The following is a 23,789-nucleotide window of genomic DNA, read 5'->3' on the forward strand; positions in this document are numbered from 1 at the left end:
TGGCCACCTTTCACGAATATCACAACACAAACCACAGCAGCCAGGTGATCAGAAAGCCCGTCACCCCCATGATGGTCGTCAATACGGTCCAGGTTTTTAACCCGTCCGGCACTGAGAGCCCGAGATAGCGCGTGACGACCCAGAACCCGGCATCGTTGACGTGCGATAACCCGAGCGAGCCGAAGCAAGTCGCCAGCGTTACCAGCACCAGCTGAATCGGATCCAGCCCGATGACCGCCTGAGACAGCAGACCGGAGGTGGTGAGGATCGCCACGGTGGCCGAGCCCTGCGAGGCCCGGAGTACCAGCGAGAGCAGGAAGGCGGCGGGCATCAGCGGCAGATGAATTGTCTCCAGCGCCTCGGCTAAGGCATTGCCGATGCCGGAGGCGACCAGTACGCCGCCAAAGGCGCCGCCGGCGCCGGCGACGAGGATCACATCCGCCGACGAGGGGATCGCGCTGCCGGTGACTTCGCCCAGCTTTTTCAGGCTCATCCGCCGACGGATGCCCAGCGTCCAGCTGGCCAGGCCCAGGGAGATCAACAGGGCGACCGGTGGGGTACCAATGACGGTCATCAGCTGGCGAACCGCGTTTTCCGGCAGCAGCAGTGCCTGACACAGCGTCCCGGAAACAATCAGCATAATGGGCACCACGATCAGTCCACCGATAACCAGCGCATTTGGCGGCGGCAGACGGGTCTGCTGCGCGTTAACGGAGAGGTCTGGCACTTCAGCTGTTTGCTGCTGTTCCAGCACGTTAATCGACAGATGATAATGGCGCCGATTGATAAACCGGGCGACAAAATAACCCACGATACCAACGACTATCGATACTCCAATCCCCGCCAGCATCAGCCAGCCCACATCGCTATGCAGAATGCCTGCCGCGGCCGCTGCGCCAGGATGGGTGGGCAGCGCGACGTGCACGGTTAACATCACTCCTGCCATCGGCAGGCCAAACTTCAGCGGCGACACGTGGGCGACTTTGCTGAAGCCGTAAATTAACGGAATGATGATGATAAAGCCGACTTCAAAAAAGACCGGCGTGCCGAGAATAAAAGCCACGATGGTTAAGGCGGCAATGGTCCGTTTTGCGCCCAGTACGCCGGTCAACGTTTTCGCCAGCGATTCGGCGCCGCCGGACATTTCAATCAGCACCCCCAGCATTGAGCCCAGAATAATAATGCTGGCGATGTGACCAAGCAGGCCGCCCATGCCTTTTTCAATGGTGGTAATAATTTTATCTGCCGGAATACCGGTGGCGAATGCCACCAGCAGGCTGACGATCAGGAGCGCCACAAAAGGATGCGCTTTCGCTTTGATCACCAACAGGAGCAACAGCACTACGCTGGCTAACGCAATAAGTAACAGCGCCGATGTCGACATAGGTTTGCCTCGGGTATTAACAGGTGTACAGAGAGTTATTTTTTTAGAAAACGGTGTTTATTTTTTCCGGTAGGGCGAGAACCACCCCAGCCCGGAAAGCGTGTCTGCTCGGGGGATATATTCGCAGCCGATCCAGCCGTCATAACCGGTTTTATCCAGTAGCGCATAGAGCCACGGATAGTTTATTTCGCCCTCATCCGGTTCATGACGGTCGGGCAGGGAGGCAATCTGAATATGGCGATACTGGCCGGCATATTCGGTAATGAGATGGCTTAAATTGCCGTCCACCTTCTGCGCGTGAAACAGATCTAACTGCACCGCGACGTTCGGCCTGTCGACCCGTTTCACCATCTCCAGCGTTTGATATTGGCTGTGGTAGAGATAGCCCGGTTTGGTCTGGGGATTCAGCGCTTCGATGAGTATCCGCTTGTCGTGGCGGGCAAAGCACTCCGCCGCGTAGCGCAGATTATCGATAAGCACGGCCTCGCAGGCTGCGCGATCCATCCCCGGCTGTACCACGCCGGCCATGATATGCACCTGCGGGCAATCCAGCTGGCAGGCGTACTCCAGCGCCAGCTGGATCTGCTGGCGGGCCTCGGCGCTTCTGCCTGGCACCGCGGCGAGCCCCCATTCTCCGGCGTTGACGTCGCCGGGTGGGGTATTGAACAGCACCAGCTGCAGCTGGTTCTCCTGCAGGCGCTGTTTAATTTCTCCGGCCTCATACTCATAGGGAAACAGAAACTCCACGGCTTCAAAACCCGCGCGGGCAGCGGCGGCGAACCGGTCCAGGAACGGCAGTTCGGTAAACAGCATGGTTAAATTAGCAGCAAATTTTGGCATGGTTTTATCTCAGTTCATCCACTTCGTCAGTGGTCAGGTAGCGGATCTCACGGTTGCCGAGGGTAAATATCAGCCGCGCGGTCTCTTCCAGCTCTTCGGTATTGTTGGTGGCTTCCCGCAGCGATGAGCCGGTGACCACCGGACCGTGGTTGGCCAGTAAAAAGGCGTTATAGCGGGGCGCCAGACCGGCCAGCGCCTGGGCAATACGGTCATCGCCCGGCCGGTAGTAGGGAACCACCGGGACGTCGCCGACACGCATCACCACATAGGGGGTAAAGGGACGAATACAGTTGTGCGGATCGAGCCCCTGCAGGCAGGAGAGCGCGGTCAGATAGTGGCTGTGCAAGTGGACGATCGCCTTGCAGGCCGGGTTGTGCAAATAGACCGCCCGGTGAAAAGTGACCTCTTTCGACGGTTTGTCGCCGGAGATCCATTCACCTTGCAGCGTCACCACCGACAACCGCTGCGCCTGCAGTTCGCCCAGGCAGGAGCCGGTCGGCGTCGCCAGCAGATTGCCGTCCGGCAGCAGCAGCGACAGATTGCCGGCGGAGCCGGTGGCATAGCCGCGGCTAAACAACGAGGCGCCAATCTGCACCATTTCATCTCGCAGCTGTTGCTCAGTCATGACGAAACTCCTGCTGGGCACGGGCAAAGAAGTGGATATCGCCGAAGTTACCTGACTTCAGCGCCAGGGAGAGCGGCTGGCGGGTGTCACGCACCCAGGGCACGCCGGGGGAGATGGTCGGCCCAATATGGAACGCCTCGACCCCCAGCGTCTGCGCCACAATGCTCGATGTTTCCCCTCCGGCCACAATAAACCGGGTAAATCCTTTCGCCTTCAGGGCGGCGGCAAGGGCGGCAAACAGCTGTTCCACCCGTTCGCTACTGGCCTTATCGCCATACTGCGCCTGGATCCGCTGCAGCGTTTGCGGCTCGGTGGTGGCATAGATCATCGGCGCCAGCGGCGCATCGCGCTGCGCGTCCACCCAGTCAGTCAGCGTCCTGACGTAGCTCTCCAGATCGGTAAAGCAGGCGCTTAAGTCGACGGCGCGGGCGGGGGCCTGTTCACGATAGGCCGCCACCTGGCTGTTGGTCATCACCGAGCAGGAGCCCGAGAGCACCACCGCCGGGCCGGTCAGCGGCATGCCTGCCTGAGCGCTTTCACCCCTGGCGCCATGACGCTGTGCCCAGTCGCGGGCGAGGCCGATGGCGAGACCTGAACCGCCGGAGACCAGCTTCATCTCTCGCAGCGCCACGCCCTGGGTGAGCAAATCCTGTTCACTGAGGGCGTCGAGCACCACATAGCGCACCGCCAGATCGCTGATTGTCGCCAGCGCGGTGGCGACCGCCTCCGGCCCCCGGGCGACAATCGGCCAGGCAATCAGCGCGGCTTTTCCGCGCCCCTGGCGCTCAATTAAGCGGCCCAGGTGCGCATCCTCCATCGGCGTCACCGGATGGTGGCGCATCCCGGACTCATTCAGCAGTTGCTCGCCGACAAACAGATACCCCTGATAGACCGTGCGGCCGTTCACCGGCAGCGCCGGGGAAATCACCGTCCGCGTCTCACCCAGCTCGGCCAGCAGGGCGTCCAGCACCGGGCCAATGTTGCCCTGCGCGGTGCTGTCGAACGTGGAACAGTACTTGAAGTAGAATTGCTGACAGCCCTGGGCCTGCAGCCAGCGCAGGGCGGCCAGCGACTGGCTGACGGCCATTTCCACCGCGCAGGAGCGGGTTTTCAGGCTGATGACCACCGCCTCGCTGGTCAGCGGAAGATCGCGGGTCGGCACGCCATTCAATTGCACCGTCGGCATGCCGTTGCGCACGAGGAAGCTGGCGATATCCGTGGCGCCGGTGAAGTCATCGGCAATGACACCAAGCTGCATGTTATCTCTCCTCACTGTTTGTGGCCCGGCAGAGTGATGCCGTTGAAAATCTTGATCACCGCGCTGTCATCTTCCCGGCCGAATCCGGCATTGCTGGCGGAGGTGAACATATTTAGCGCGGTGGTGGCGAGCGGCAGCGGGAAGGTCAGCGCCCGGGCGGTGTCATTCACCAGACCGAGATCTTTGACAAAAATATCGACGGCGGATTTTGGCGAGTAATCGCCATCCAGGACGTGCTGCATGCGATTCTCAAACATCCAGGAATTACCCGCCGCGTGCGTCACCACGTCATACATCGTCTCCAGCGGGATCCCTGCGCGGGCGGCAAGCGCCATCGCTTCGGCGGCAACAGCGATATGCACCCCGGCCAGCAGCTGATGAATAATCTTTACCGTCGAGCCAAGGCCGATGTCGCTGCCGATGCGGTAGACTTTGCCGGCCACGGCGTCCAGTACCGGCGCGAGGCGGGCAAAGGCGGCATCGCTTCCGGAGGCCATCACCGTCATGTCGCCAGCGGCCGCTTTCACTGCGCCGCCCGATACCGGCGCGTCAAGCATCAATAGCTGGTATTCCGCCAGCGCCACGGCTATCGCCTGGGCATCGGCGGAGGCGATGGTGGACGACACCATCACGACGGTGCCGGGCTTCAGATGGGCGGCGAGGCCGGTTTCGCCGAACAGGATCCCCCGCACCTGGGCGGCATTGACCACCAGCAAGACGACCGCATCCAGGTCAGCGGCGAAAGGCACCGCGCTGGGGCCCGCGCCTTTGGCGCCCGCCGCCAGCAGTGCGCGACAGTTGTCGGGGTTGATGTCAACGCCCCAGGTGTTCAGGCCCGCCTGCAGGCAGGCGCGGGCGGCGCCCATGCCCATTGAACCCAGTCCAATCACGCAGACGTTAGTGTGTGCAGCCATGATGGTCTCCTTGTGAATATTCGTTAATTAATGTGATTTAATGATAGAATAAAGCGTTATCATGTGAATTTATATGAGAGCTATCACGAATAATCTACATGAATATAAAAAATTCACAGGCGGAAAGAGGCTGCACAACGGCGATTCTTGCCCTAAAATAGCGTAAAAACAGCGGCAAAGCGCGATAACAACACAGGGTGTCGCCAGGTCCGCAGCCCGAGTGGTGACGCCTGGTGTGAAAAAATGGTAAGGGGAGAGCGGTGATTCCAATAGAACGACATCAGCGTATTTTAGCCCTGGTGGAGCAGCGTGGGGCGGTAAGCATCAATGAGCTGACGGAGATCCTCGGCGTGTCCCATATGACCATCCGTCGGGACGTCAGTAAACTGGAGGAACAGGGGCTGCTGGTCAGCGTCTCAGGCGGCGTGCGCGCCGTCAGCCGGCTGGCCACGGAACCCAGTCATCTGGTGAAAAGCACGCTGCAGAGCGAGGAGAAACAGGCGATTGGCGCGCTGGCGGCGAGTCACATCGCCAAAAACAGCTGTATCTATCTCGATGCCGGGACCACTACCCTGGCGCTGGCGCGGGCGATCCTCGACCGGGATGATCTGCAGGTGGTGACCAATGATTTTGAGATAACCCAACTGCTGATCGATGCCAGCCAGTGCGGCGTGATCCACACCGGCGGCACGCTGTGCCGGGAGAATCGCTCCTGCGTGGGCGAATCGGCGGCGCGAACGTTACGCCACCTGGCTATCGATACGGCCTTTATCTCCGCCAGCGGCTGGGACAGCCGCGGTATTTTCACCCCTGATGAGAACAAGGTTACCGTCAAGGAGACCGTCAGCCAGGTCAGCGCGAGAAGCATCCTGCTGTGCGACAGTTCGAAATACAATCAGGTGGCCACGTTTATGGCGTTACCCTTGACCCGGTTCACCACTATTATTACCGATCGGCATCTGTCCGATGCCGCCGCCAGTCATATCGCCCGGCACGCCTGCGAGGTGCTGCGGGCCGGCTAACGCACGGTACCGCCGGGTTAGCGTTGCCAGTGCTCGATCAGCGCTGCGCCGATCCCGGCGATATGTTGATTACGCTCGGCCATACTCGCCGGGGTATCCCGCAGATAGATCACCACAATGCGCTCCGGTTTGCCGTCCGGGCCGAGCAGGGCGACAATGCCGCGCGCACCCCGTTCGCCAGCCCCGGTTTTGTCGGCGATAAACCAGCCCGGCGGCAGCACGGCGCGGATCAGCGGGCCGGCAACCCGATCGTCCACCATCCACTGCAGGAGTTGCTGTTGCGAACGGGCGCTCAGATGCTGCGCGGTCAGTAGTTTGCGCAGCGTGGCGGCCATGCTGGCCGGGGTGGTGGTGTCGCGCGCGTCGCCGGGAAGCGCCTCATTCAGCGCCGTTTCCCAGCGGTCAAGACGGGTGACGTTGTCACCGATCTGGCGCAGAAAGGCAGTTAATCCCGCGGGGCCGCCGACGGTGGCCAGCAGCAGATTGCCAGCGCTGTTATCGCTCAGGGTGATGGCGGCGGCGCAGAGTTCGCCGACCGTCATCCCGTCGGTAAGGTGTTTTTCGCTGACCGGGGAGTAGTCCACCAGATCCTGCTGGCGGTAGTGGATCCGCCGATCCAGTTGTTCGACCCCTGCATCCACCCGCGCCAGCACCGCGCCGCACAGCAGCACTTTAAAGGTGCTCACCATGGGAAAGCGTTCATCGGCGCGCCAGGCCGCCAGCGTGCGGCCGCTGGCCAGATCCATTTCCACCATCCCCACGCGGCCCGACAGCTGGCTTTCGCTTTGTTTAATCTGCTCAAGCGGCTGTGGACCGGCGTCTACCGCCAGTGGCAGGGTGGCTAACAGGGAGATAACACACAGGCGAACATAACGCATAACCGCAATACTTCCTTGAGTGAGGGCCGATAAAGGCGAGCAAAGGAGCGACAAATAAGAATAACCCGGCGTTTTGCTGATTCACAATTCCTCTTTTTTCCTTCATCATTTGTCATCTTTTATTTCGAATAATCAATATTTAGCCCAGCCTCAGCACGCTATTTTTTGACTCAAGGCCGCGATGAACTATAAGAAAGTACGTAATGCTGCACTCAGGCTGGCGCCGTTTGTTGACGACAATGCCCGCCGGACTCCGCGGTTCGCCAATGATATACGCCATCCCGGGAGGAACTGGTGCACCCGATAATTAAGGTCATGCTGGTGGGAGGTAAGGCCGACGGGCTGTTGGTCAGCGTCGCCGATGACGCGACCGAGGTCTCGGTGACGCCTGCGCAGTACGGTGCGCTATCCGGGCAACCGCTGAGCTATCGTATTGTCAGTCAAACCATTGACGATGAACGCTATTATTTTGGCGTCTTCAGTGAAGCCCATCAGGATAGCGACAAGCTGACGCGGGTCGCCCTGACCCGTGGAATGAAAAAAATGTTCTGTTAAACCCTGCCCGAATGAGGGCGTGAGAGGGTATCCCTGGCGCCGCTCTGCTACTGTGGCAGCCTTCTATTTCCAGGGCAGGACCCATGATGATTCAGTACATCCGTATTCAAAACTTTCGCTCGGTCAGGGATATCGCGCTGGAGCTCGGGCCGCTGAACATTGTCTTCGGCCCCAACGGCTGCGGCAAATCCAATATTTATAACGCTATCCACCTGCTGACCGCCGCCGCTGACGGCAAGCTGTCGGGGTTTATCAGCGAAGAGGGCGGTCTGGAGAATATGATGTGGTCCGGGGAGCGTTCGCCCGTTGATCGTCATCCCCGGCGGTTGCAGATCGCCTGCCGGACCGACAGCTTCGATTATGAGCTGCAGATAGGTTTCCCGGAAAAATTGCCCTATCCGACGCAGTTCATGCTCGATCCCATCGTTAAAGAAGAGAATATCTGGCTGGCTGGCTACTCCCGCCGGCCTTCCTCCCGCATACTGCAGCGTAAGAATCAGGCGGCGTTTCTCGTCGATGTGACGGGGGAGAAAAGTACGTTCACTGAGAGCATCTATGAAAACGAGTCGGTGTTCGGTCAGCTCGGCGAACCGCATCGTTTTCCCGAGGTGTCGCGGGTGCGGGAGACCCTGCGCCGCTGGCGGTTTTACCATGAGTTCGCCATCGGCCGCCATTCGCCGCTGCGTCAGCCGGCCGTGGGATACCGTTCGCCAGTGCTCGACAGCGATGGCCATAATCTGGCGGCCGCCTTTCAGACCATTGTCGAAATTGGCGCGGAAGAGATTTTGCACGAGATCCTCGCCGACGCCTTTCCTGGCTGCCAGTTTTACTGTGAAAACGAGCAGTCACGTTTCGCCCTGAAAATGCGTCGCGAGGGGATCCGCCGCCCGCTGCTGGCGGCGGAGATGTCTGACGGTACGCTGCGCTTTCTGTGCCTCGCTGTTGCGCTGCTCAGCCCGCGCCCGCCGGCCTTTCTGGCGATCAATGAACCGGAGAACAGCCTGCATCGCGACATGTTGCCCGCGCTGGCCCGGCTGATTATCGAGGCCTCGCGCTACAGCCAGATCTGGCTGACCAGCCACTCGGCAGAGCTGGCGGAGCTGATTGCCGCCGGGGCGCCTTGTCAGCGCTATGCCCTGGAGAATCGCGGCGGGGAGACGCGGATTGTCGAGTGAATCCCGTCGTCCCTGACGGGGGCGCCGGAGTCAGGCGGGGGTCTGCGTCCCCGCTGCTGGCAGCAGATTTTTCCCGCCCCGTAAGGTAAAGAACGAGAGCAGGGTGAAGCTCAGGGTGATACACCCGAGGATCAAATAAGCCTGATGGAAGCCGACGGTGTCGTACATCCGGCCGACCCAGGCGGAAAGCACCACCCCGGAAAGCTGTTTCGACAGGTTAAAGCCGATCAGAAACAGGGTGGCCGAGAGCCGCGGGTTAAAGGCGGAGGAGATATATTTAAAGGTCCCGACCAGCAGGAAGGGGATCTCAAACATATGCAGCATCTTGAGGATCACCACCTCCACCGCCGATGAGGCAAAAGACGACCCGAGAATACGCACCGACATGATCATCCCCGCGGTCAGCAGGGCGTTTTTGGCGCCGATGCGGTTAACGATGGCCGGGGCGCAGAACATAATTAGCGCGTTGAGCAGCTCGCCGCCAGTGGTAACAAAGCCAAACACTTCGGTACCACGCTGCGGGCTGGCGAAAAAGCTTTTGAAAAAGTTGGCAAACTGCTGGTCAAACACGTCATAGACGCTGGCGACGCCGATCACATAGACGATAAAGCCCCAGAAGCGCGGCATACGCAGCAGCTCTGCCGCCGTGCGCAGCGAAAAGGCCTGGCGATTGGCGCCCAGCGCTTCGATAACCTCGGCGCTGTTGCTGCTTTCCGGTCGCGACAACCAGAGCAGCAGACCGAGCACCAGCGCAAAACCGGAGGCGATCCAGAAGGTGATGTTGGGATCGATGCCGAACAGCACGCCGGTTATCGAGGCGCACAGCGCCCAGCCGACGCAGCCTGCGACCCGCACTTTGCCATATTCAAAGCGGTTGGCCCGGCTGACGCGTTCGATATAGGCTTCCACCGCCCCGGAGCCGCTGGAGAAAACAATCCCCAGATAGATCCCGCCCGCCAGCGCCCCGGCGATAATATTCATTTGCAGCAGCGGTGAAAAAACGAAAATAAAGAACGGTGCGAACAGAATTAACAGCACCGTAATAGTCCACAGCAGATGTTTGCGCAGGCCGAGCTTATCCGACATCAGGCCAAACACCGGCTGAAAAATAATGGCGAATAACGAAATAGACGAGAAAACGATCCCGGTTTCCGTCTTGGTTAAATGGTTAACGTCCGCCAGCCACACCGGAAAAAACGGAAAGTAGGCCGACATAATGAAATAGTAAAAGAAAAAGAACAGCAGGAAATAGACAAAATTATGCCGTTCTCGTGGCGCCAGTTCAGAGAATTTCATCACCATGATCCCTTGTTATTCTGTTTGTAGGGTGGGGGCTGTCGCCCCCACGGATTAAAGGCAACGCAATGAGACCTCGTACTGCCAGCGCGTTTGACTCAGGAGCCACTGCGGTAGCACGCTGGGGGTCCAGGAGTCATCGCCGCCCACCCCCATATGCAGGCCGTCAAGGGTGATCCACACGCCGTCTTCGGCCTGCATCTTGTGCCAGTGGTCGGTCTCCATCAGCTGACGGGTACTCCACGGCTGAACGGAGAAGTGGAAATGCCCGCTGACGTGCCAGCGTCCCCAGTCCAGCGCCTGGGTATCGCAGCGCAGGCCGTTTTCCGTCGGGAAGATGTAGGGCGTCGTCATCGCCGCCAGCGGCTGCTCCCAGCGGGCGAAGCAGGCGCTGCTCCGCCGGTCGGGGTAGTTCTCATGCGGCCCCAGCCCCAGCCAGCTCACCGGCGCCTGCTGATCCGCCACCTGGAAGTGCAGCCCGACCCGCGGCAGCGGCGGCAGGGTTTCTGCCCGTTCGCCGTCCACCGCCAGCCGCAGCGTACCGTCCGCGGTGAAGTGCATGCGCCAGTGGCTGACAATCACTACCTCTTCGCCGCGCAGATAGTGCCAGCGACAGTCGACGAGGGTTTCATTTGCCAGGCGCTGCGCATCGCACTGGACGCAGTGCGCCTCAAGATCGTACAGGCCGGCGCTTTTCCAGCGCTCCACCCAGGCGTTGGGGTCGATACGCTCTACTTCGCTGACCCCGATGTCGTTGTCGAGCGGCGCGCGAATAAACTGGTCACGCAGGGGGGTCAACAGCTGCTCCTGACCGCCAACCGACCAGCGGCTCAGCAGACCCGTCCGGCGATCGATGGTCCAGCATTGCGAACCGGCGCGGATCTGCCAGACCTCGTCGCTGACGATAAGATCCGGAGCGCCGGCAGGCACGGTGGGCGCCGGCAGCGCCAGCGGGGCGGGCAGGGGAAACTGTTGCCAGGCGACGCGGTGTTGCGCTTCTGACCAGGCGGTCGCCCGGGGCTGGGTCACCTCCAGCGTCAGCCACACCGCGCGGGCGCCTTCAGGCAGGATCAGGCTGTCGAGCAGCGTTATCTCGTCGCTGCCCTCAGGGGGCAGCGCAAGGGGCAGGTTGCCGTGATACAGGGTTTCACCGGCCGACTGCACCTGCCAGCGCACCACTTCGTTATCGGTTGGACGGAACAGGTATTCGCTGGTGATGCGCACCCGCAGCGGCGAGGTCGACAGCAGCGTGAACTGAAAATACTGCTGGGCGTGCTTCGCCTCCACCAGCGACGGATGCGGCGTGCGATCGGGAAACACCAGACCGTTCATACAGAACTGGCGATCGTTAGGCTTATCGCCAAAGTCGCCGCCATAGGCCCAGCCGACGCTGCCGTCGTCAAAGATTTTGCGGATCGCCTGATCGGCCCAGTCCCAGATAAACCCGCCCTGCAACCGCGGATACTCGCGGAAGGCCTGCCAGTAATCGGCGAAGTTGCCGAGGCTGTTGCCCATCGCGTGGGCATATTCGCAAAGGATCAGCGGCCGCTGCTCGCCGGGCAGGCTGATCCATTTTTTGATCCCCCATTTGGGTACCGCCGGGATCGGCTGGTCGCGTTCGACGCGGGCGTACATCGGACAGATAATATCGGTGGCGGTGGTATCCGCGCCGCCGCCCTCGTACTGCACCGGACGGCTCGGGTCGTTGCGTTTCAGCCAGTGGTACAGCGCTTCGTGGTTGCCGCCGCCGCCGGACTCGTTGCCCAGCGACCAGATGATAATGCACGGATGGTTGCGGTTGCTCTGTACCATCCGGGTGACGCGGGCGCTGAAGGCTGGCAGCCACGCCGGATCGTCGGACAGCCGATTCATCGGCACCATCCCGTGGGTTTCAATATTAGCTTCATCGACCACGTACAGACCGTAGCGGTTGCAGAGTTCATACCAGCGCGGCGCGTTGGGGTAGTGCGAGCAGCGCACGGCGTTAAAGTTGTTCTGCTTCATCAACAGAATGTCCTGCACCATATCCGCCTCGGTGACCACCTGACCGCGCAAATGATGATGCTCATGGCGGTTAACGCCGCGGATCAGCAGCGGTTTGCCATTGAGACGCAGCAGGCCATCGGCAATCTCGATACGGCGAAAACCGATGTCCCATGCTTCGGCCTCCAGCAGTTCGTCGCCGCGCCACAGGGTGACCACGGCGCGATAACAGTTTGGAGTTTCCGCGCTCCAGTGCGCCGGCGCCGTCACCGCCAGAGCAAAATCGACCCGTTCCGCGTAGTGGCCGCGTTCATCCACCGCCGGGGTGCCTAATGGCTGCCGCCCGGCGGCGACCTGCTCCTCGCCACGCCACAGGCTAACCCCGACGCTGAGCCCGGCAAGGGCCGCCTCTGTCGCTTCGACGGTCGCCTGGACCTGCAGAGTGCCATCGCGGTAGAGGGCGTCGAGGGCTGGCGTCAACTGCACGTCGCATAGCCGTTGCTGCGGCTTATTCAGCAGCCACACCGAGCGGAAAATGCCGCTCATCCGCCACATATCCTGGTCTTCCAGCCAGCTGCCGGCGCTCCAGCGCATGACCATCACGCACAGGCGGTTGTCGCCCGGGCGCAGGAAGGGGCTGAGATCGAACGCTGCCGGCAGGCGACTGTCCTGCGAATAGCCGACCCAGACGCCATTGCACCACAGATGAAACGCCGAGTTGACGCCATCGAAAATAATCTGCGTTTGCCCGTTCTCGCGCCATGTGTCCTCAACCGTAAAGTGCAGGGAATAACAGCCGGTCGGGTTATCCTCCGGCACCCGCGGTGGCGTGGTATCGATGGGATAGCGGACGTTGGTGTAGATCGGCGCGTCATAGCCCTCCATCTGCCAGTTGGAAGGCACTGGCGTGCCGCGGCTGTCCGGCAGATCCTGCGTCAGCCACTGCGCATCAACGGCAAACGGGCTGCGGGCATAAACGAACTGCCACTCGCCGTCCAGCTGACGACGGCGTGTGGAGAGATGGTTATCCCGGGCGGCAAGCTCATCGCGCCAGCTGGCGAAAGCGGGATGCGCCGGCAGGCGGTTAAGGTGGGTAATGGTCTGGTTCTGCCAGTCTTCACGGGCGAGGACGGCGTCAAAGTTGGGCATGTTGCTGTGGCCGGTATCGCTAATTTGCATTTTAATCCCCGGTAAGTCAGAAAATGTCGTTCGCTAAACATGATGATTAACGTTATCGGGTAATTTGTTTTTTACAGCAATCACGCTGGAAATGAAATGAACAGACGATCACGAAAGCGAGGGCAAAACGCTGTTTTTTGTCGCGCGTTAAACATAAAATGTTAGCGCACGACATTGTTATCGCTGAGGAGAAAAATATGCCGCGTCGTACCGCAACCCTTGAGGATGTCGCCCGCGCGGCGGGGGTCTCCCAACAGACCGTCTCCCGGGTGCTGAACCGTCCTGAGGTGGTGTCAGCCCGCACCCGGGAGCAGGTGATCCGCGCGATGCAGACGCTGCACTACGTGCCTAACCGCTCGGCGCAACTGCTTGCCGGCAAGGCGGCGCCCTCCATCGGGTTAATTACCGCCTCGCTGACGCTGCATGCCCCCTCGCAGATCGCCGCCGCGATAAAAAGCCATGCCAGCCTGCATCAGCTGGAAGTGGCGATAGCGATGCCGGCGCAGGCCGATTTTGTCGCGCTGCAGGCGCGGCTGGATGAGCTGCGCGCCCAGCATATTCGCGGGGTGATCGTCAGTCTGCCCCTGGAGAGCGCCACCGCCGAGCGGCTGGTGCAAGAGAACCCGGATATGGCCTGCCTGTTTCTTGATGTCTCTCCGGAGGCCGATGTCTGCTGCGTGCGCTTCGACCACCGCGACGGCTGCGGAGCCTGCGTACGCCACCTGTGGGAGCTGGGGCATCGCGAATTCGGCCTGCTGGCGGGGCCGGAAAGTTCGGTTTCCGCCCGTCTGCGCCTCGCCAGCTGGCGCGAGGCGCTGCACAGTCTGAATATCGCTCGCTCAACAACGGTGTTCGGCGACTGGAGCGCCGCCAGCGGCTGGCAAAAAACGTTTGAGCTGCTGCATCTGCAGCCGCGGATCAGCGCGATTGTGGTGGCGAACGATCAAATGGCGCTCGGCGTGCTCAGCGCGCTCGCCCAGCTTAATCGCAGCGGTAGCCGGGCGGTATCGGTGACCGGCTATGACGACACCGCCGACAGTCTCTACTTCCAGCCGCCGCTCACCACGGTGGCGCAGGACTTCGATCTGCTGGGCAAGCGGGCGGTGGAGCGGCTGATCGCCCTGATGGCGGCCCCGCAGCTGCGGATCCGCGAGCTGCTGCCGACCCGGCTTATCGTGCGCCAGTCGGCCTGGCCTGCCGCCGTCGCGGAGGACCAGCAGCAGACCCTCGCGCAACTGAAAGCGCTGGTGGAAAAACTTTAGCGCAGGCCGTTTAGGCTTTATTGAGGTTGACTCTGTTAACCTCGTCATCAAACGTAGAGAGGTCAGGATTATCTGTCTGCGAAAAATGCAAAACACAATCTATCCATGCAAGCATTGATTTACCGCCAGTCATATGGCGGTTTTTTTTTGCCGTCGCCCGCCTCTACCGTTTTCTTCCGTTCGCCTTTCCGCCTGGCATATCCTGCCGCGGCATGCTAGATCTTGCTTCCGGGGCTCCATCCGGGAGACGACGGGAGGCAAGGGTATGATGGTGATAGAGGGTAAAGAGGCGATCGCGCGGGTGGACTGGCAGCGGGTGCGAACCATTATCGCCGAGGCCGGATTGAATGAGCGCGATGTTCAGCAACTGGAGCAGGCGTTCCGCCAGAGCACCTTCTGCTGGTTTGGCTATGAGAACGGCCAGCTGATTGCCGTGGCGCGAGCCATCAGCGACTGTACCTGGAGCAGCTATCTGGCGGATGTGGCGATCGTCCCCGAACGTCAGGGGCAGGGTTACGGACAACAGTTGATGCTGGCCATCCGGGAGCAGTTGCTTCCCTTTGGCAAAATTTTTATCTATGCGGTCGCCGATAAAATTACGTTTTATCAGCGCTTTGGTTTTGCCATGCTGACCACTGGCATGGTCTGCGCCAGCGAGGAGGGCATGCACAACATGCAGGAGCAGGGCTATATCCGTCGGCCCTGAAAGCAGGCGCTCAGGAACGCCTGGCTTAAACGTGTAAACCAGGCGCAGGCTGTCAGAGGGGGCGTTCGAGCACGAAAAGATACGCTTCCCGCGACCAGAACAGGGCGGCGCGGCGGCGCTCCACCGACATGGTTTTCACTTCCCATCCCTCACGGGTATAGCTGCTGAGAAACTGGCTCATTTTGTCAGGGTCAGCCTTGGCTTCGCCAAAAAACAGGCTGCCCAGCAGCCCCTCTTTATAGATCACTACCCGACACTCTTTCTTCATCATCGACCCTCCTGGCGACCCGTTTACTGTGGCCGTCTATTGTCCGTTGCCGCGACGATTTTGCAATCGGAGAAGTAGCAAACTGTTTCCGGTACTGCAGCGGACTGAGCGCGAAGTGCTGGCGAAAATGGTGACGCAGGGTGCCGGCGCTGGCAAACCCGCAGCGCTCAGCGATCTGATCGATGGACATCGTGCTCTCCGTCAGGTGCTGGCGGGCGCGCAGCAGCCGCTCGTCCAGCAGCCAGCGGGCGGGTGTTTTACCGGTGGCCTCCTCAAAGCGGCGCAAGAAAGTGCGTGGTCCCATGCCGGCGCGCTGGGCGAGGGAAGCGACGGTATGGCTGGCGGCAAGATGCTGGTGCAGATAGTCAAACAGCTGCCCAAGGCGCTGGCTCTCCCGGCTGCGGGCTACCGGGCGCAGGACCTGCTGCGCCTGACCGCCGTCGCGATGGGGAGAGACTACCAGGCGGCGGGCGACGACGTTGGCGGCTTCGCTGCCGAAATCCTCGCGCACCAGATGCAGACAAAGGTCGATCCCCGCCGCGCTGCCGGCGGAAGTCATCAGCGAAGCATCGCCCACGTAAAGGACGTCCTCCACCACCTGGATCTGCGGGAAACGCGACTGCAGCGCCGCGGTGTAGCGCCAGTGGGTCGTTGCCTGGCGGTCATTGAGCAGCCCGGCGGCGGCGAGAACGAACACCCCGGAACAGATGGAAATAATCCGGCATCCGCGGGCGTGGGCGGCAACGAGGGCGGCGCACAGCGCCTCGGGGACCGGGGCGTCGACACCGCGCCAGCCGGGGACCACAATCGTATCCGCCTGGGCGAGAAGTTCAGGCCCGCCGTCAGTCATCAGGCGGATGCCGCCGGTAGCGCACAGCGGCCCTTCATCGACGGCGGCGACGGCAAAGTGGTACCAGTTGTCGCCCATTTCCGGGCGCGGCAGGCCGAAGATCTCCACGGCTACGCCAAACTCAAAGGTGCACAGGCCATCGTAGGCGAGGGCGACCACCTGATGACGTGACGGTGTCACAGAAGGGGTTGTCAGGATGTTAGCGTTTTCTGTCATGGTTGTCGGCAGATCAGGGTGATGGGCGTCAGTAAAGTAGTGTTATCACAGACAAGGAGAAGACGCCATGAGTGTAGTAACCCAATTCCCCCCTGCCACCTCCGCTGAGGCTATCCGCTGGTTCCGCCATAAGCTGCATCTTGAGACCGACTGCGCCGATGTGCACAGCGCCCAGCGTGCCGGCGAGGTCGACTTTGTCCTGCTGCACGTGGTCGGCAGCGAGGAAGCCTTCGCCAGACGTCACTTGCCAGGCGCGCAGCATCTCCCGCACAGCCAGATCACCGCCGAGCGAATGGCCGCCTGGCCGGCGGAGACCCTCTTTGTGGTCTACTGCGCCGGGCCGCACTGCAACGGTGCTGACGTTGCCGCGCTGAAGCTGGCTGAGCTCGGGCGGCCGGTGAAAATGATGCTCGGCGGACTCACCGGCTGGGAAGATGAGGGCTATGCGTTTGTTTCCGGTAAATGAAAATATTTCATGCACCATGAAATATTCTCGTTTGCGACCCACCACTCTGCATGCCAGTATCTGGACATATAGCCATCCAGAAGTCTAAAAATTCAAATAATGAACTATCACGGTGGGCAACTAACGCGCCCACCGCTAAGGAGACAGCATGCAACGTCAACAGGCCCCGTTCCGCGCAGACATCGTCGGCAGTTTTTTGCGCCCGGACAGCATTAAACAGGCGCGTCAGCAGCTGGCTGAGGGGATTATCGACGCCGGTCAGCTACGCGAAATTGAGAATAACGCGATCCGTCATCTGGTTCAGCAGCAATGCGACTGCGGCCTGCATGTGGTCACCGACGGTGAGTTTCGGCGCGCATGGTGGCATTTCGATTTCTTCGATGGCCTGCAGGGCGTTGAACGTTACGATGCCGAGCAGGGGATCCAGTTTAACGGCGTGCAGACCAAAGCGCACGGCGTTCGCGTCACCGGCAAGCTGGCGTTTGGCGACCACCCGATGCTGGAGGACTTCCGCTATCTGAAAAGCATCAGCGGCGACGCGCAGCCGAAGATGACCATTCCCAGCCCGAGCGTGCTGCACTTCCGCGGCGGGCGGAAAGATATTGATGCCACCGTTTACCCGGATCTTAGCGACTACTTCGACGATCTGGCCACCACCTGGCGCGACGCGATCCGCGCGTTTTATGACGCCGGCTGCCGCTATCTGCAGCTGGACGATACCGTGTGGGCCTACCTGTGCTCCGATGCCCAGCGTCAGCAGGTACGCGAGCGCGGCGACGATCCGGATGCGCTGGCGCGCATTTATGCCCGGGTGCTGAACCAGGCGCTGGAAGGTAAGCCGGCCGATCTGACGGTGGGCCTGCACGTCTGTCGGGGTAACTTCCGTTCAACCTGGATCTCGGAAGGCGGTTACGAGCCGGTGGCCGAGGTGCTGTTTGGCGGCGTCAATGTCGATGCCTTCTTCCTTGAGTACGACAACGACCGCTCCGGGGATTTCGCGCCGCTGCGCTTTATTCGTCCTGGCCATCAGCAGGTGGTTCTCGGACTGATCACCACCAAAAATGGCGAGCTGGAGAATCCGCAGGGGGTGAAAGCGCGTCTCGCTGAGGCCGCGCAGTATGTGCCGCTCGAGCAGATTTGCCTGAGCCCGCAGTGCGGTTTCGCCTCTACGGAAGAGGGCAATGCCCTCAGCGAAGACCAGCAGTGGCAAAAAGTCCGACTGGTGACGTCGATCGCCGCCGACGTCTGGTAATAACTTTCTTAGCGCAGCGTTGCACCGTGATGAGGCAACGCTGCCGTCCCCACCGTCTCCGCCGCCCACCTGTCCCGCATCCTGCTGTTTTCACAACCTGGCACCGTTTTTGCCTTATCACCTCTGGTTAGCTGTTAATTCTTTATTTTTGCGCTACTCAGGAGTGAATCATGCAACGTAGAACGTTATTAAAAGCTTTTGCACTCTCCGCCTCTGTAATGGCTATGGGTCTTTCATTCCAGGCCTATGCCGCCGACACCATCAAAGTCGGGATCATGCATTCGCTCTCGGGAACGATGGCGATTTCCGAAACGCCGCTGAAGGACGTCGCGCTGATGGCCATCGACGACATCAACGCCAAAGGCGGGGTACTGGGCAAGAAGCTGGAGCCGGTGGTGGTCGACCCGGCCTCCAACTGGCCGCTGTTTGCCGAGAAGGCACGCCAGCTGCTGGCCCAGGATAAAGTGGCGGTGGTGTTTGGCTGCTGGACATCGGTCTCACGTAAATCGGTGCTGCCGGTGTTTGAGGAGCTGAACGGCCTGCTGTTCTACCCGGTGCAGTATGAAGGGGAAGAGATGTCCCCCAACGTCTTCTATACCGGCGCGGCGCCTAACCAGCAGGCTATCCCGGCGGTGGAATACCTGCTAAGTGAGGATGGCGGCGGCGCCAAACGTTTCTTCCTGCTGGGGACGGACTACGTCTATCCGCGCACCACCAACAAGATCCTCCGCGCCTTCCTGCATGCCAAAGGGATCCAGGACAAAGATATCGAGGAGGTCTACACCCCGTTCGGCTACAGCGATTACCAGACCATCGTCGCCAATATCAAAAAATTCTCCGCCGGTGGCAAAACGGCAGTGGTCTCCACCATCAATGGCGATTCCAACGTGCCGTTCTACAAAGAGCTGGCTAACCAGGGTCTGAAAGCGACCGATGTGCCGGTGGTGGCCTTCTCGGTGGGGGAAGAGGAGCTGCGCGGCATCGATACCAAACCGCTGGTCGGCAACCTCGCGGCATGGAACTACTTTGAGTCCGTCGATAATCCGACCAACAAAGCCTTCGTCGCCGACTATCGCGCGTACGCCAAAGCGCACAAGCTGCCGAATGCCGATACGGTGGTGACCAACGATCCGATGGAAGCGACCTGGGTGGGTCTGCATATGTGGGCGCAGGCGGTGACCAAAGCGGGCACCACCGATGTCGATAAAGTGCGCGAGGCGATGGCCGGGCAGACCTTCAACGCGCCATCCGGTTTTACCCTGACCATGGATGCCACTAACCATCATCTGCATAAGCCGGTGATGATCGGTGAAATTGAAGGCAACGGCCAGTTCAACGTGGTCTGGCAGACCGATAAACCCGTTCGCGCGCAGCCGTGGAGTCCGTGGATCCCCGGTAACGATAAGAAACCTGACCATCCGGTGAAAACCGTCAGCCAGTAAGCGCCAGGGCCGGCGGGGCTGGAGCATAGCGCCCGTCGGCCGCTGACCAGAGGAGAACGACATGAACGCATTGCGTCTCATGAATGTGTTGGCGCTACTGCTGATCCTGCTGCCATGGCGGGCGCAGGCCGCGGAGGCGGACGACTTCGTTGCCGCCAGTCGCAGCCAGCAGGCGCAGCTGTTGACCCAGTGGGCGGCAGCGCCGCAGGCGGATCGTCTGCCGCTGCTGCGGGCGTTGACCACCGAGAGCCTGGTGATGGACGACGGAAAACATGCTTTCCGCACCCGACAGGGCGGATTACAGCCATTGGGCGCTGCCGCCGCGCCGCAGGGCGAAACCCGACCGGTCCGTCTGACCAACCGGCTACGCAATCTGGCTGCTGGCGCGCTGGCCAGCCACCTTATTTTAAGTGACAACGTCACGGAGAGAGCTTCCGCCGCACGAACGCTACAGCGGGAAGCGACCCCGGCCATGGCCGCGCTGCTGCAACAGCGGCTGCAGGCAGAAACCGATGAAAATGTGCGGGGCCTGCTGGAGGTGGCGCTGGCGCGCCTGCAGCTCACTCAGCCTGAGGCCAGCGCGCGGCTGGCCGCCGTGACGCTGCTTGGCCATTCCGCGGACCCGGAAACCCAGGCGCTGCTGATCCCCTTTACCGATGCCCAGCATGAGCCGGATGCGGCGGTGCGCGAGGCGGCCAGCGACAGCCTGCAAAAGATCAAACATCGTCTGCTGCTCGGCGATCTGCTGGGCCAGGCCTTTATGGGGCTGTCGCTGGGATCGGTGCTGTTGCTGGCCGCGCTGGGGCTGGCGATCACCTATGGCCTGCTGGGGGTGATTAACATGGCCCACGGTGAGATGTTAATGATCGGCGCCTACAGCTGCTGGCTGGTACAGCAGGCGCTGGCGCAGCTCGCGCCGCAATGGCTGGCCTTTTATCCGCTGGTCGCGCTGCCGGTGGCGTTTCTGGTGACCGCCGGGATCGGCATGGCGCTGGAGCGCACCATTATTCGTCATCTGTATGGTCGGCCGCTGGAAACGCTGCTCGCCACCTGGGGGATCAGCCTGATGCTTATCCAGCTGGTGAGGATGCTGTTTGGCGCGCAGAACGTGGAGGTGGCAAACCCGGCCTGGCTCTCCGGCGGCGTGCAGGTCCTGCCGAACCTGATCCTGCCGTGGAACCGGCTGGCGGTGCTGGCGTTCGTCCTGCTGGTGCTGTGTTTTACCTGGCTCATCCTGAACCGTACCCGTCTGGGGATGAACGTCCGCGCCGTGACGCAGAACCGGGCGATGGCCGCCTGCTGCGGCGTGCCTACCGGGCGGGTGGATATGCTGGCCTTTGGCCTCGGCTCCGGTATTGCCGGGCTGGGCGGCGTGGCGCTGTCGCAGCTTGGCAACGTCGGGCCTGAACTGGGTCAGGGATACATCATCGACTCGTTTCTGGTGGTGGTGCTGGGCGGCGTCGGCCAGCTGGCCGGCAGCGTGGCGGCGGCCTTTGGGCTGGGCATTTTCAACAAAATTCTCGAACCCCAAATGGGCGCGGTGCTGGGCAAAATCCTGATCCTGGTGATGATTATTTTGTTTATTCAGAAACGCCCGCAGGGCCTGTTCGCGCTGAAAGGGAGGGTTATTGACTGATGAGCCAACCAATCACCTTAACGCTGGCGCAGCGCGCGCCGCGGCCTCTGCGCTGGCTGGGGATCCTGCTGGTGCTGGGGCTGCTGAGTATGCCATTCCTGGCGCTGCTGCCGGCCTCGCATCCGCTGGCGGTGCCGAGCTGGCTGCTGACGCTGAGCGGCAAAATCCTCTGCTACGCCATTGTGGCGGTGGCGCTGGATCTGGTCTGGGGCTATGCGGGCATGCTGTCGCTGGGGCACGGGATCTTCTTTGCCCTCGGCGGGTACGCCATGGGGATGTACCTGATGCGCCAGGCGGCGGGCGACGGTCTGCCGGCGTTTATGTCTTTTCTCTCCTGGAGCGAGCTGCCCTGGTTCTGGTGGGGCACGCAGCATTTCGCCTGGGCGATGGCGCTGGTGGTGCTGGTTCCCGGTCTGCTGGCCCTGGTTTTCGGCTGGTTTGCCTTTCGCTCGAAGATCAAAGGGGTCTATTTCTCGATCATGACCCAGGCCCTGACCTATGCCGGTATGCTGCTGTTCTTTCGCAACGAGACCGGGTTTGGCGGCAACAACGGTTTCACCGGTTTTACCACGCTGCTGGGTTTTCCGGTCACCGCCACCGGCACCCGCGCCACCCTGTTTATGGCCACGGTTTTGCTGCTGTTGCTGACCCTGTGGCTGGGCTCGGCGCTGGCGCAGAGTAAGTTTGGCCGGATCCTCACCGCGGTGCGTGATGCCGAAAACCGGCTGATGTTCTGCGGGTACGACCCGCGCGGCTTCAAGCTGCTGGTATGGACGCTGTCGGCGGTGCTCTGCGGTCTGGCGGGGGCGTTATATGTCCCGCAGGTCGGGATCATCAACCCCAGCGAAATGTCGCCGACCAACTCCATCGAGGCCGCCATCTGGGTCGCGCTCGGCGGGCGCGGCACCCTGATCGGCCCGGTGCTTGGCGCCGGGCTGGTCAACGGCGCGAAAAGCATTTTCACCGTGGCGATGCCAGAGTACTGGCAGCTGTTTCTGGGCCTCATCTTCATCATCGTGACCCTGTTTTTACCCCGCGGGGTGATGGGCCTGCTGCGTCGAGGAGACCGCTAATGCAACCGGATGAAGGACTGTTTACCCGTCAGCTGCCCGGCGATCGCTTTCGCGAACAAACCGATCCGGTGCTGCAGCTGGAGAATATCAACGTCAGCTTTGACGGTTTCCGGGCGCTGACGGATCTGTCGCTGGCGATAGGCGTCGGCGAACTGCGCTGTGTGATCGGCCCCAACGGGGCGGGCAAGACTACCCTGATGGATGTGATCACCGGCAAGACCCGACCGCAGAGCGGCAAAGCGCTCTATGACCAGTCGGTGGATCTGACCACTCTTGACCCGGTGGCCATCGCCCGCCAGGGCATCGGGCGCAAGTTTCAGAAGCCGACGGTCTTCGAAGCGCTGACGGTGGCGGAAAATCTCGCCCTGGCGATGAAGGGAGATAAATCGGTGTGGGCCAGCCTGCGCGCCCGGCTGAGCAGCGAACAGGACGATCGGCTGAATGAGGTGCTGCGCCTGCTGCGTCTCGACGGCGAGCGCTACCGCCAGGCCGGTCTGCTGTCCCATGGCCAGAAACAGTTCCTTGAGATCGGCATGCTGCTGGTGCAGGAGCCGCATCTGCTGCTGCTTGATGAGCCGGCGGCCGGCATGACCGATGCGGAAACGGAGTATACGGCGGAGCTGTTTCGTACCCTGGCTGGACAGCACTCCCTGATGGTGGTGGAGCACGACATGGGATTTGTCGAGACCATCGCCGACCGGGTGACGGTCCTGCATCAGGGCCAGGTGCTGGCGGAGGGATCGCTGCGGGAGGTGCAGGCCAATGAGCAGGTCATTGAAGTTTATCTGGGACGTTAAGGAGCGCCAATGTTACAGGTGAGTCAGCTACATCAATACTACGGCGGCAGCCATATTTTGCGTGGGGTGGATTTTTCCGCCCGTCAGGGCGAAGTCACCTGCCTGCTGGGGCGCAATGGCGTCGGTAAGACCACGCTGCTGAAATGCCTGATGGGGCTGATCCCGGCGCGCAGCGGTGAGGTACGCTGGCAGGATCAGAACATCACCCATCGCAAACCGCACCAGCGGGTGCAGGCCGGGGTCGCCTACGTCCCCCAAGGGCGCGAGATATTTCCGCGCCTGACGGTGGAAGAAAACCTGCTGATGGGGCTGTCGCGCTTTCCCGCCCGCGAAGCGCAGCAGGTGCCGGAGGAGATCTACCAGCTTTTCCCGGTGCTCAAGACCATGAAGCAGCGGCGGGGCGGTGACTTATCCGGCGGTCAACAGCAACAGCTGGCGATTGGCCGCGCGCTGGCCAGCCGTCCGCAGCTGCTGATCCTCGATGAACCCACCGAGGGGATCCAGCCTTCGGTTATCAAAGAGATTGGCGAGGTGATCCGCCAGCTGGCGAGCCGCGGGGATATGGCGATCCTGCTGGTGGAGCAGTTCTATGACTTTGCCGCCGGGCTGGCGGACCACTACCTGGTGATGTCGCGCGGCGCCATCGTCCAGCAGGGCAAGGGCGGTGATATGGAGAGCGACGGCGTGCGTGCCATGGTGACCATCTGACCAG

At 61.3% G+C, this 23,789-nt stretch carries 22 protein-coding genes and 1 pseudogene; 12 read left to right on the plus strand and 11 right to left on the minus strand.

Annotation, left to right across the window (positions count from 1 at the left end; all coding sequences use genetic code 11):
• Window positions 1-19 precede the first annotated feature (19 nt).
• Genes NKJ21_RS03535 through ltnD form a run of 5 tightly spaced genes read right to left on the minus strand, consistent with a single transcriptional unit; the run spans window position 20 to window position 5,021 of the window.
• Window positions 20-1,384, minus strand: a complete 1,365-nt coding sequence (locus tag NKJ21_RS03535) for a GntP family transporter (protein WP_008804987.1) — start codon at window positions 1,382-1,384, stop codon at window positions 20-22.
• A 57-nt stretch (window positions 1,385-1,441) separates the two neighbouring features.
• Window positions 1,442-2,224 carry an HPr family phosphocarrier protein gene (locus tag NKJ21_RS03540; protein ID WP_022065599.1) on the minus strand — a complete coding sequence of 261 codons (783 nt, stop codon included), beginning with the start codon at window positions 2,222-2,224 and terminating at the stop codon, window positions 1,442-1,444.
• Window positions 2,225-2,228: 4 nt separating this feature from the next.
• Complete coding sequence (locus NKJ21_RS03545) at window positions 2,229-2,849, minus strand: aldolase (RefSeq protein WP_012541792.1); 621 nt, start codon at window positions 2,847-2,849, stop codon at window positions 2,229-2,231.
• Window positions 2,842-4,107: a 3-oxo-tetronate kinase gene (otnK, locus tag NKJ21_RS03550; protein WP_239270388.1), complete on the minus strand. Its 1,266-nt coding sequence runs from the start codon at window positions 4,105-4,107 to the stop codon at window positions 2,842-2,844. The genes NKJ21_RS03545 and otnK overlap by 8 nt, the downstream gene beginning before the upstream one ends.
• A gap of 11 nt (window positions 4,108-4,118) precedes the next feature.
• Window positions 4,119-5,021, minus strand: a complete 903-nt coding sequence (ltnD, locus tag NKJ21_RS03555) for an L-threonate dehydrogenase (protein WP_008804983.1) — start codon at window positions 5,019-5,021, stop codon at window positions 4,119-4,121.
• 260 nt (window positions 5,022-5,281) lie between these two features.
• Between ltnD and NKJ21_RS03560 the strand changes: the two genes are divergently transcribed.
• Window positions 5,282-6,043 carry a DeoR/GlpR family DNA-binding transcription regulator gene (locus tag NKJ21_RS03560; protein WP_008804982.1) on the plus strand — a complete coding sequence of 254 codons (762 nt, stop codon included), beginning with the start codon at window positions 5,282-5,284 and terminating at the stop codon, window positions 6,041-6,043.
• A 17-nt stretch (window positions 6,044-6,060) separates the two neighbouring features.
• Here NKJ21_RS03560 and NKJ21_RS03565 read toward each other — a convergent pair whose 3' ends face one another.
• The gene (locus tag NKJ21_RS03565; RefSeq protein ID WP_039103359.1) at window positions 6,061-6,921 is read right to left on the minus strand and encodes a class A beta-lactamase LEN-17; all 861 of its coding nucleotides are present in this window, start codon (window positions 6,919-6,921) and stop codon (window positions 6,061-6,063) included.
• Between the two features lie 294 nt (window positions 6,922-7,215).
• Here NKJ21_RS03565 and NKJ21_RS03570 point away from each other — a divergent pair, with 294 nt between their 5' ends.
• Both NKJ21_RS03570 and NKJ21_RS03575 read left to right on the plus strand, forming a co-directional pair.
• Window positions 7,216-7,476 carry a hypothetical protein gene (locus tag NKJ21_RS03570; RefSeq protein ID WP_012968279.1) on the plus strand — a complete coding sequence of 87 codons (261 nt, stop codon included), beginning with the start codon at window positions 7,216-7,218 and terminating at the stop codon, window positions 7,474-7,476.
• Between the two features lie 86 nt (window positions 7,477-7,562).
• Window positions 7,563-8,651: an AAA family ATPase gene (locus tag NKJ21_RS03575; protein WP_023297578.1), complete on the plus strand. Its 1,089-nt coding sequence runs from the start codon at window positions 7,563-7,565 to the stop codon at window positions 8,649-8,651.
• A gap of 30 nt (window positions 8,652-8,681) precedes the next feature.
• On the opposite strand, the gene NKJ21_RS03580 is transcribed toward NKJ21_RS03575, so the two are convergent.
• The gene (locus NKJ21_RS03580; RefSeq protein WP_008804978.1) at window positions 8,682-9,947 is read right to left on the minus strand and encodes an MFS transporter; all 1,266 of its coding nucleotides are present in this window, start codon (window positions 9,945-9,947) and stop codon (window positions 8,682-8,684) included.
• 54 nt (window positions 9,948-10,001) lie between these two features.
• The gene (locus NKJ21_RS03585; protein WP_254732705.1) at window positions 10,002-13,109 is read right to left on the minus strand and encodes a beta-galactosidase; all 3,108 of its coding nucleotides are present in this window, start codon (window positions 13,107-13,109) and stop codon (window positions 10,002-10,004) included.
• A 197-nt stretch (window positions 13,110-13,306) separates the two neighbouring features.
• Between NKJ21_RS03585 and NKJ21_RS03590 the strand changes: the two genes are divergently transcribed.
• The gene (locus tag NKJ21_RS03590; protein WP_012541786.1) at window positions 13,307-14,371 is read left to right on the plus strand and encodes a LacI family DNA-binding transcriptional regulator; all 1,065 of its coding nucleotides are present in this window, start codon (window positions 13,307-13,309) and stop codon (window positions 14,369-14,371) included.
• A gap of 10 nt (window positions 14,372-14,381) precedes the next feature.
• On the opposite strand, the pseudogene NKJ21_RS27750 reads toward NKJ21_RS03590, so the two are convergent.
• Window positions 14,382-14,572 (minus strand): annotated as a pseudogene (locus NKJ21_RS27750) (hypothetical protein).
• A 64-nt stretch (window positions 14,573-14,636) separates the two neighbouring features.
• Between NKJ21_RS27750 and NKJ21_RS03595 the strand changes: the two are divergent.
• A complete protein-coding gene (locus NKJ21_RS03595) occupies window positions 14,637-15,077 on the plus strand; it encodes a GNAT family N-acetyltransferase (RefSeq protein ID WP_012968274.1) in 441 nt (146 codons plus the stop codon).
• A gap of 52 nt (window positions 15,078-15,129) precedes the next feature.
• On the opposite strand, the gene NKJ21_RS03600 is transcribed toward NKJ21_RS03595, so the two are convergent.
• Both NKJ21_RS03600 and ftrA read right to left on the minus strand, forming a co-directional pair.
• A complete protein-coding gene (locus NKJ21_RS03600) occupies window positions 15,130-15,345 on the minus strand; it encodes a DUF4177 domain-containing protein (protein WP_032733468.1) in 216 nt (71 codons plus the stop codon).
• On the minus strand, window positions 15,314-16,411 hold the full coding sequence (gene ftrA / locus NKJ21_RS03605) for a transcriptional regulator FtrA (protein WP_043875310.1): 1,098 nt from the start codon (window positions 16,409-16,411) through the stop codon (window positions 15,314-15,316). The genes NKJ21_RS03600 and ftrA overlap by 32 nt, the downstream gene beginning before the upstream one ends.
• 67 nt (window positions 16,412-16,478) lie before the next feature.
• Between ftrA and NKJ21_RS03610 the strand changes: the two genes are divergently transcribed.
• From NKJ21_RS03610 to urtE, 7 genes are all read left to right on the plus strand, one after another.
• Complete coding sequence (locus NKJ21_RS03610) at window positions 16,479-16,877, plus strand: rhodanese-like domain-containing protein (RefSeq protein WP_023297584.1); 399 nt, start codon at window positions 16,479-16,481, stop codon at window positions 16,875-16,877.
• A 148-nt stretch (window positions 16,878-17,025) separates the two neighbouring features.
• A complete protein-coding gene (locus NKJ21_RS03615) occupies window positions 17,026-18,129 on the plus strand; it encodes a cobalamin-independent methionine synthase II family protein (RefSeq protein ID WP_012541782.1) in 1,104 nt (367 codons plus the stop codon).
• Window positions 18,130-18,299: 170 nt separating this feature from the next.
• The gene (urtA, locus tag NKJ21_RS03620) at window positions 18,300-19,571 is read left to right on the plus strand and encodes an urea ABC transporter substrate-binding protein (RefSeq protein WP_012968272.1); all 1,272 of its coding nucleotides are present in this window, start codon (window positions 18,300-18,302) and stop codon (window positions 19,569-19,571) included.
• Window positions 19,572-19,632: 61 nt separating this feature from the next.
• On the plus strand, window positions 19,633-21,207 hold the full coding sequence (gene urtB / locus NKJ21_RS03625) for an urea ABC transporter permease subunit UrtB (protein ID WP_023297586.1): 1,575 nt from the start codon (window positions 19,633-19,635) through the stop codon (window positions 21,205-21,207).
• The gene (urtC, locus tag NKJ21_RS03630; protein WP_008804969.1) at window positions 21,207-22,280 is read left to right on the plus strand and encodes an urea ABC transporter permease subunit UrtC; all 1,074 of its coding nucleotides are present in this window, start codon (window positions 21,207-21,209) and stop codon (window positions 22,278-22,280) included. The genes urtB and urtC overlap by 1 nt, the downstream gene beginning before the upstream one ends.
• Entirely contained in the window at window positions 22,280-23,077 is a 798-nt protein-coding gene (gene urtD, locus NKJ21_RS03635; protein WP_002904321.1) for an urea ABC transporter ATP-binding protein UrtD, read from the plus strand. The genes urtC and urtD overlap by 1 nt, the downstream gene beginning before the upstream one ends.
• A 9-nt stretch (window positions 23,078-23,086) precedes the next feature.
• Window positions 23,087-23,785 carry an urea ABC transporter ATP-binding subunit UrtE gene (gene urtE, locus NKJ21_RS03640; RefSeq protein ID WP_008804968.1) on the plus strand — a complete coding sequence of 233 codons (699 nt, stop codon included), beginning with the start codon at window positions 23,087-23,089 and terminating at the stop codon, window positions 23,783-23,785.
• The last annotated feature ends 4 nt before the right edge of the window (window positions 23,786-23,789 follow it).

The sequence above is a fragment of the Klebsiella sp. SWET4 genome (assembly GCF_024296565.1).
GTDB classification, from domain to species: domain Bacteria; phylum Pseudomonadota; class Gammaproteobacteria; order Enterobacterales; family Enterobacteriaceae; genus Klebsiella; species Klebsiella variicola.

What these genes read in the sequence shown, in the direction of transcription:
- otnK (WP_239270388.1), bottom strand. Translation starts at nt 4,107, where the DNA reads ATGCAGCTTGGTGTCATTGCCGATGACTTCACCGGCGCCACGGATATC.
- urtB (WP_023297586.1), top strand. Translation starts at nt 19,633, where the DNA reads ATGAACGCATTGCGTCTCATGAATGTGTTGGCGCTACTGCTGATCCTG.
- ftrA (WP_043875310.1), bottom strand. Translation starts at nt 16,411, where the DNA reads ATGACAGAAAACGCTAACATCCTGACAACCCCTTCTGTGACACCGTCA.
- NKJ21_RS03610 (WP_023297584.1), top strand. Translation starts at nt 16,479, where the DNA reads ATGAGTGTAGTAACCCAATTCCCCCCTGCCACCTCCGCTGAGGCTATC.
- urtC (WP_008804969.1), top strand. Translation starts at nt 21,207, where the DNA reads ATGAGCCAACCAATCACCTTAACGCTGGCGCAGCGCGCGCCGCGGCCT.
- NKJ21_RS03600 (WP_032733468.1), bottom strand. Translation starts at nt 15,345, where the DNA reads ATGAAGAAAGAGTGTCGGGTAGTGATCTATAAAGAGGGGCTGCTGGGC.
- NKJ21_RS03535 (WP_008804987.1), bottom strand. Translation starts at nt 1,384, where the DNA reads ATGTCGACATCGGCGCTGTTACTTATTGCGTTAGCCAGCGTAGTGCTG.
- NKJ21_RS03595 (WP_012968274.1), top strand. Translation starts at nt 14,637, where the DNA reads ATGATGGTGATAGAGGGTAAAGAGGCGATCGCGCGGGTGGACTGGCAG.
- NKJ21_RS03575 (WP_023297578.1), top strand. Translation starts at nt 7,563, where the DNA reads ATGATTCAGTACATCCGTATTCAAAACTTTCGCTCGGTCAGGGATATC.
- NKJ21_RS03545 (WP_012541792.1), bottom strand. Translation starts at nt 2,849, where the DNA reads ATGACTGAGCAACAGCTGCGAGATGAAATGGTGCAGATTGGCGCCTCG.
- NKJ21_RS03580 (WP_008804978.1), bottom strand. Translation starts at nt 9,947, where the DNA reads ATGAAATTCTCTGAACTGGCGCCACGAGAACGGCATAATTTTGTCTAT.
- NKJ21_RS03565 (WP_039103359.1), bottom strand. Translation starts at nt 6,921, where the DNA reads ATGCGTTATGTTCGCCTGTGTGTTATCTCCCTGTTAGCCACCCTGCCA.
- urtA (WP_012968272.1), top strand. Translation starts at nt 18,300, where the DNA reads ATGCAACGTAGAACGTTATTAAAAGCTTTTGCACTCTCCGCCTCTGTA.
- urtD (WP_002904321.1), top strand. Translation starts at nt 22,280, where the DNA reads ATGCAACCGGATGAAGGACTGTTTACCCGTCAGCTGCCCGGCGATCGC.
- urtE (WP_008804968.1), top strand. Translation starts at nt 23,087, where the DNA reads ATGTTACAGGTGAGTCAGCTACATCAATACTACGGCGGCAGCCATATT.
- NKJ21_RS03585 (WP_254732705.1), bottom strand. Translation starts at nt 13,109, where the DNA reads ATGCAAATTAGCGATACCGGCCACAGCAACATGCCCAACTTTGACGCC.
- NKJ21_RS03540 (WP_022065599.1), bottom strand. Translation starts at nt 2,224, where the DNA reads ATGCCAAAATTTGCTGCTAATTTAACCATGCTGTTTACCGAACTGCCG.
- NKJ21_RS03590 (WP_012541786.1), top strand. Translation starts at nt 13,307, where the DNA reads ATGCCGCGTCGTACCGCAACCCTTGAGGATGTCGCCCGCGCGGCGGGG.
- ltnD (WP_008804983.1), bottom strand. Translation starts at nt 5,021, where the DNA reads ATGGCTGCACACACTAACGTCTGCGTGATTGGACTGGGTTCAATGGGC.
- NKJ21_RS03615 (WP_012541782.1), top strand. Translation starts at nt 17,026, where the DNA reads ATGCAACGTCAACAGGCCCCGTTCCGCGCAGACATCGTCGGCAGTTTT.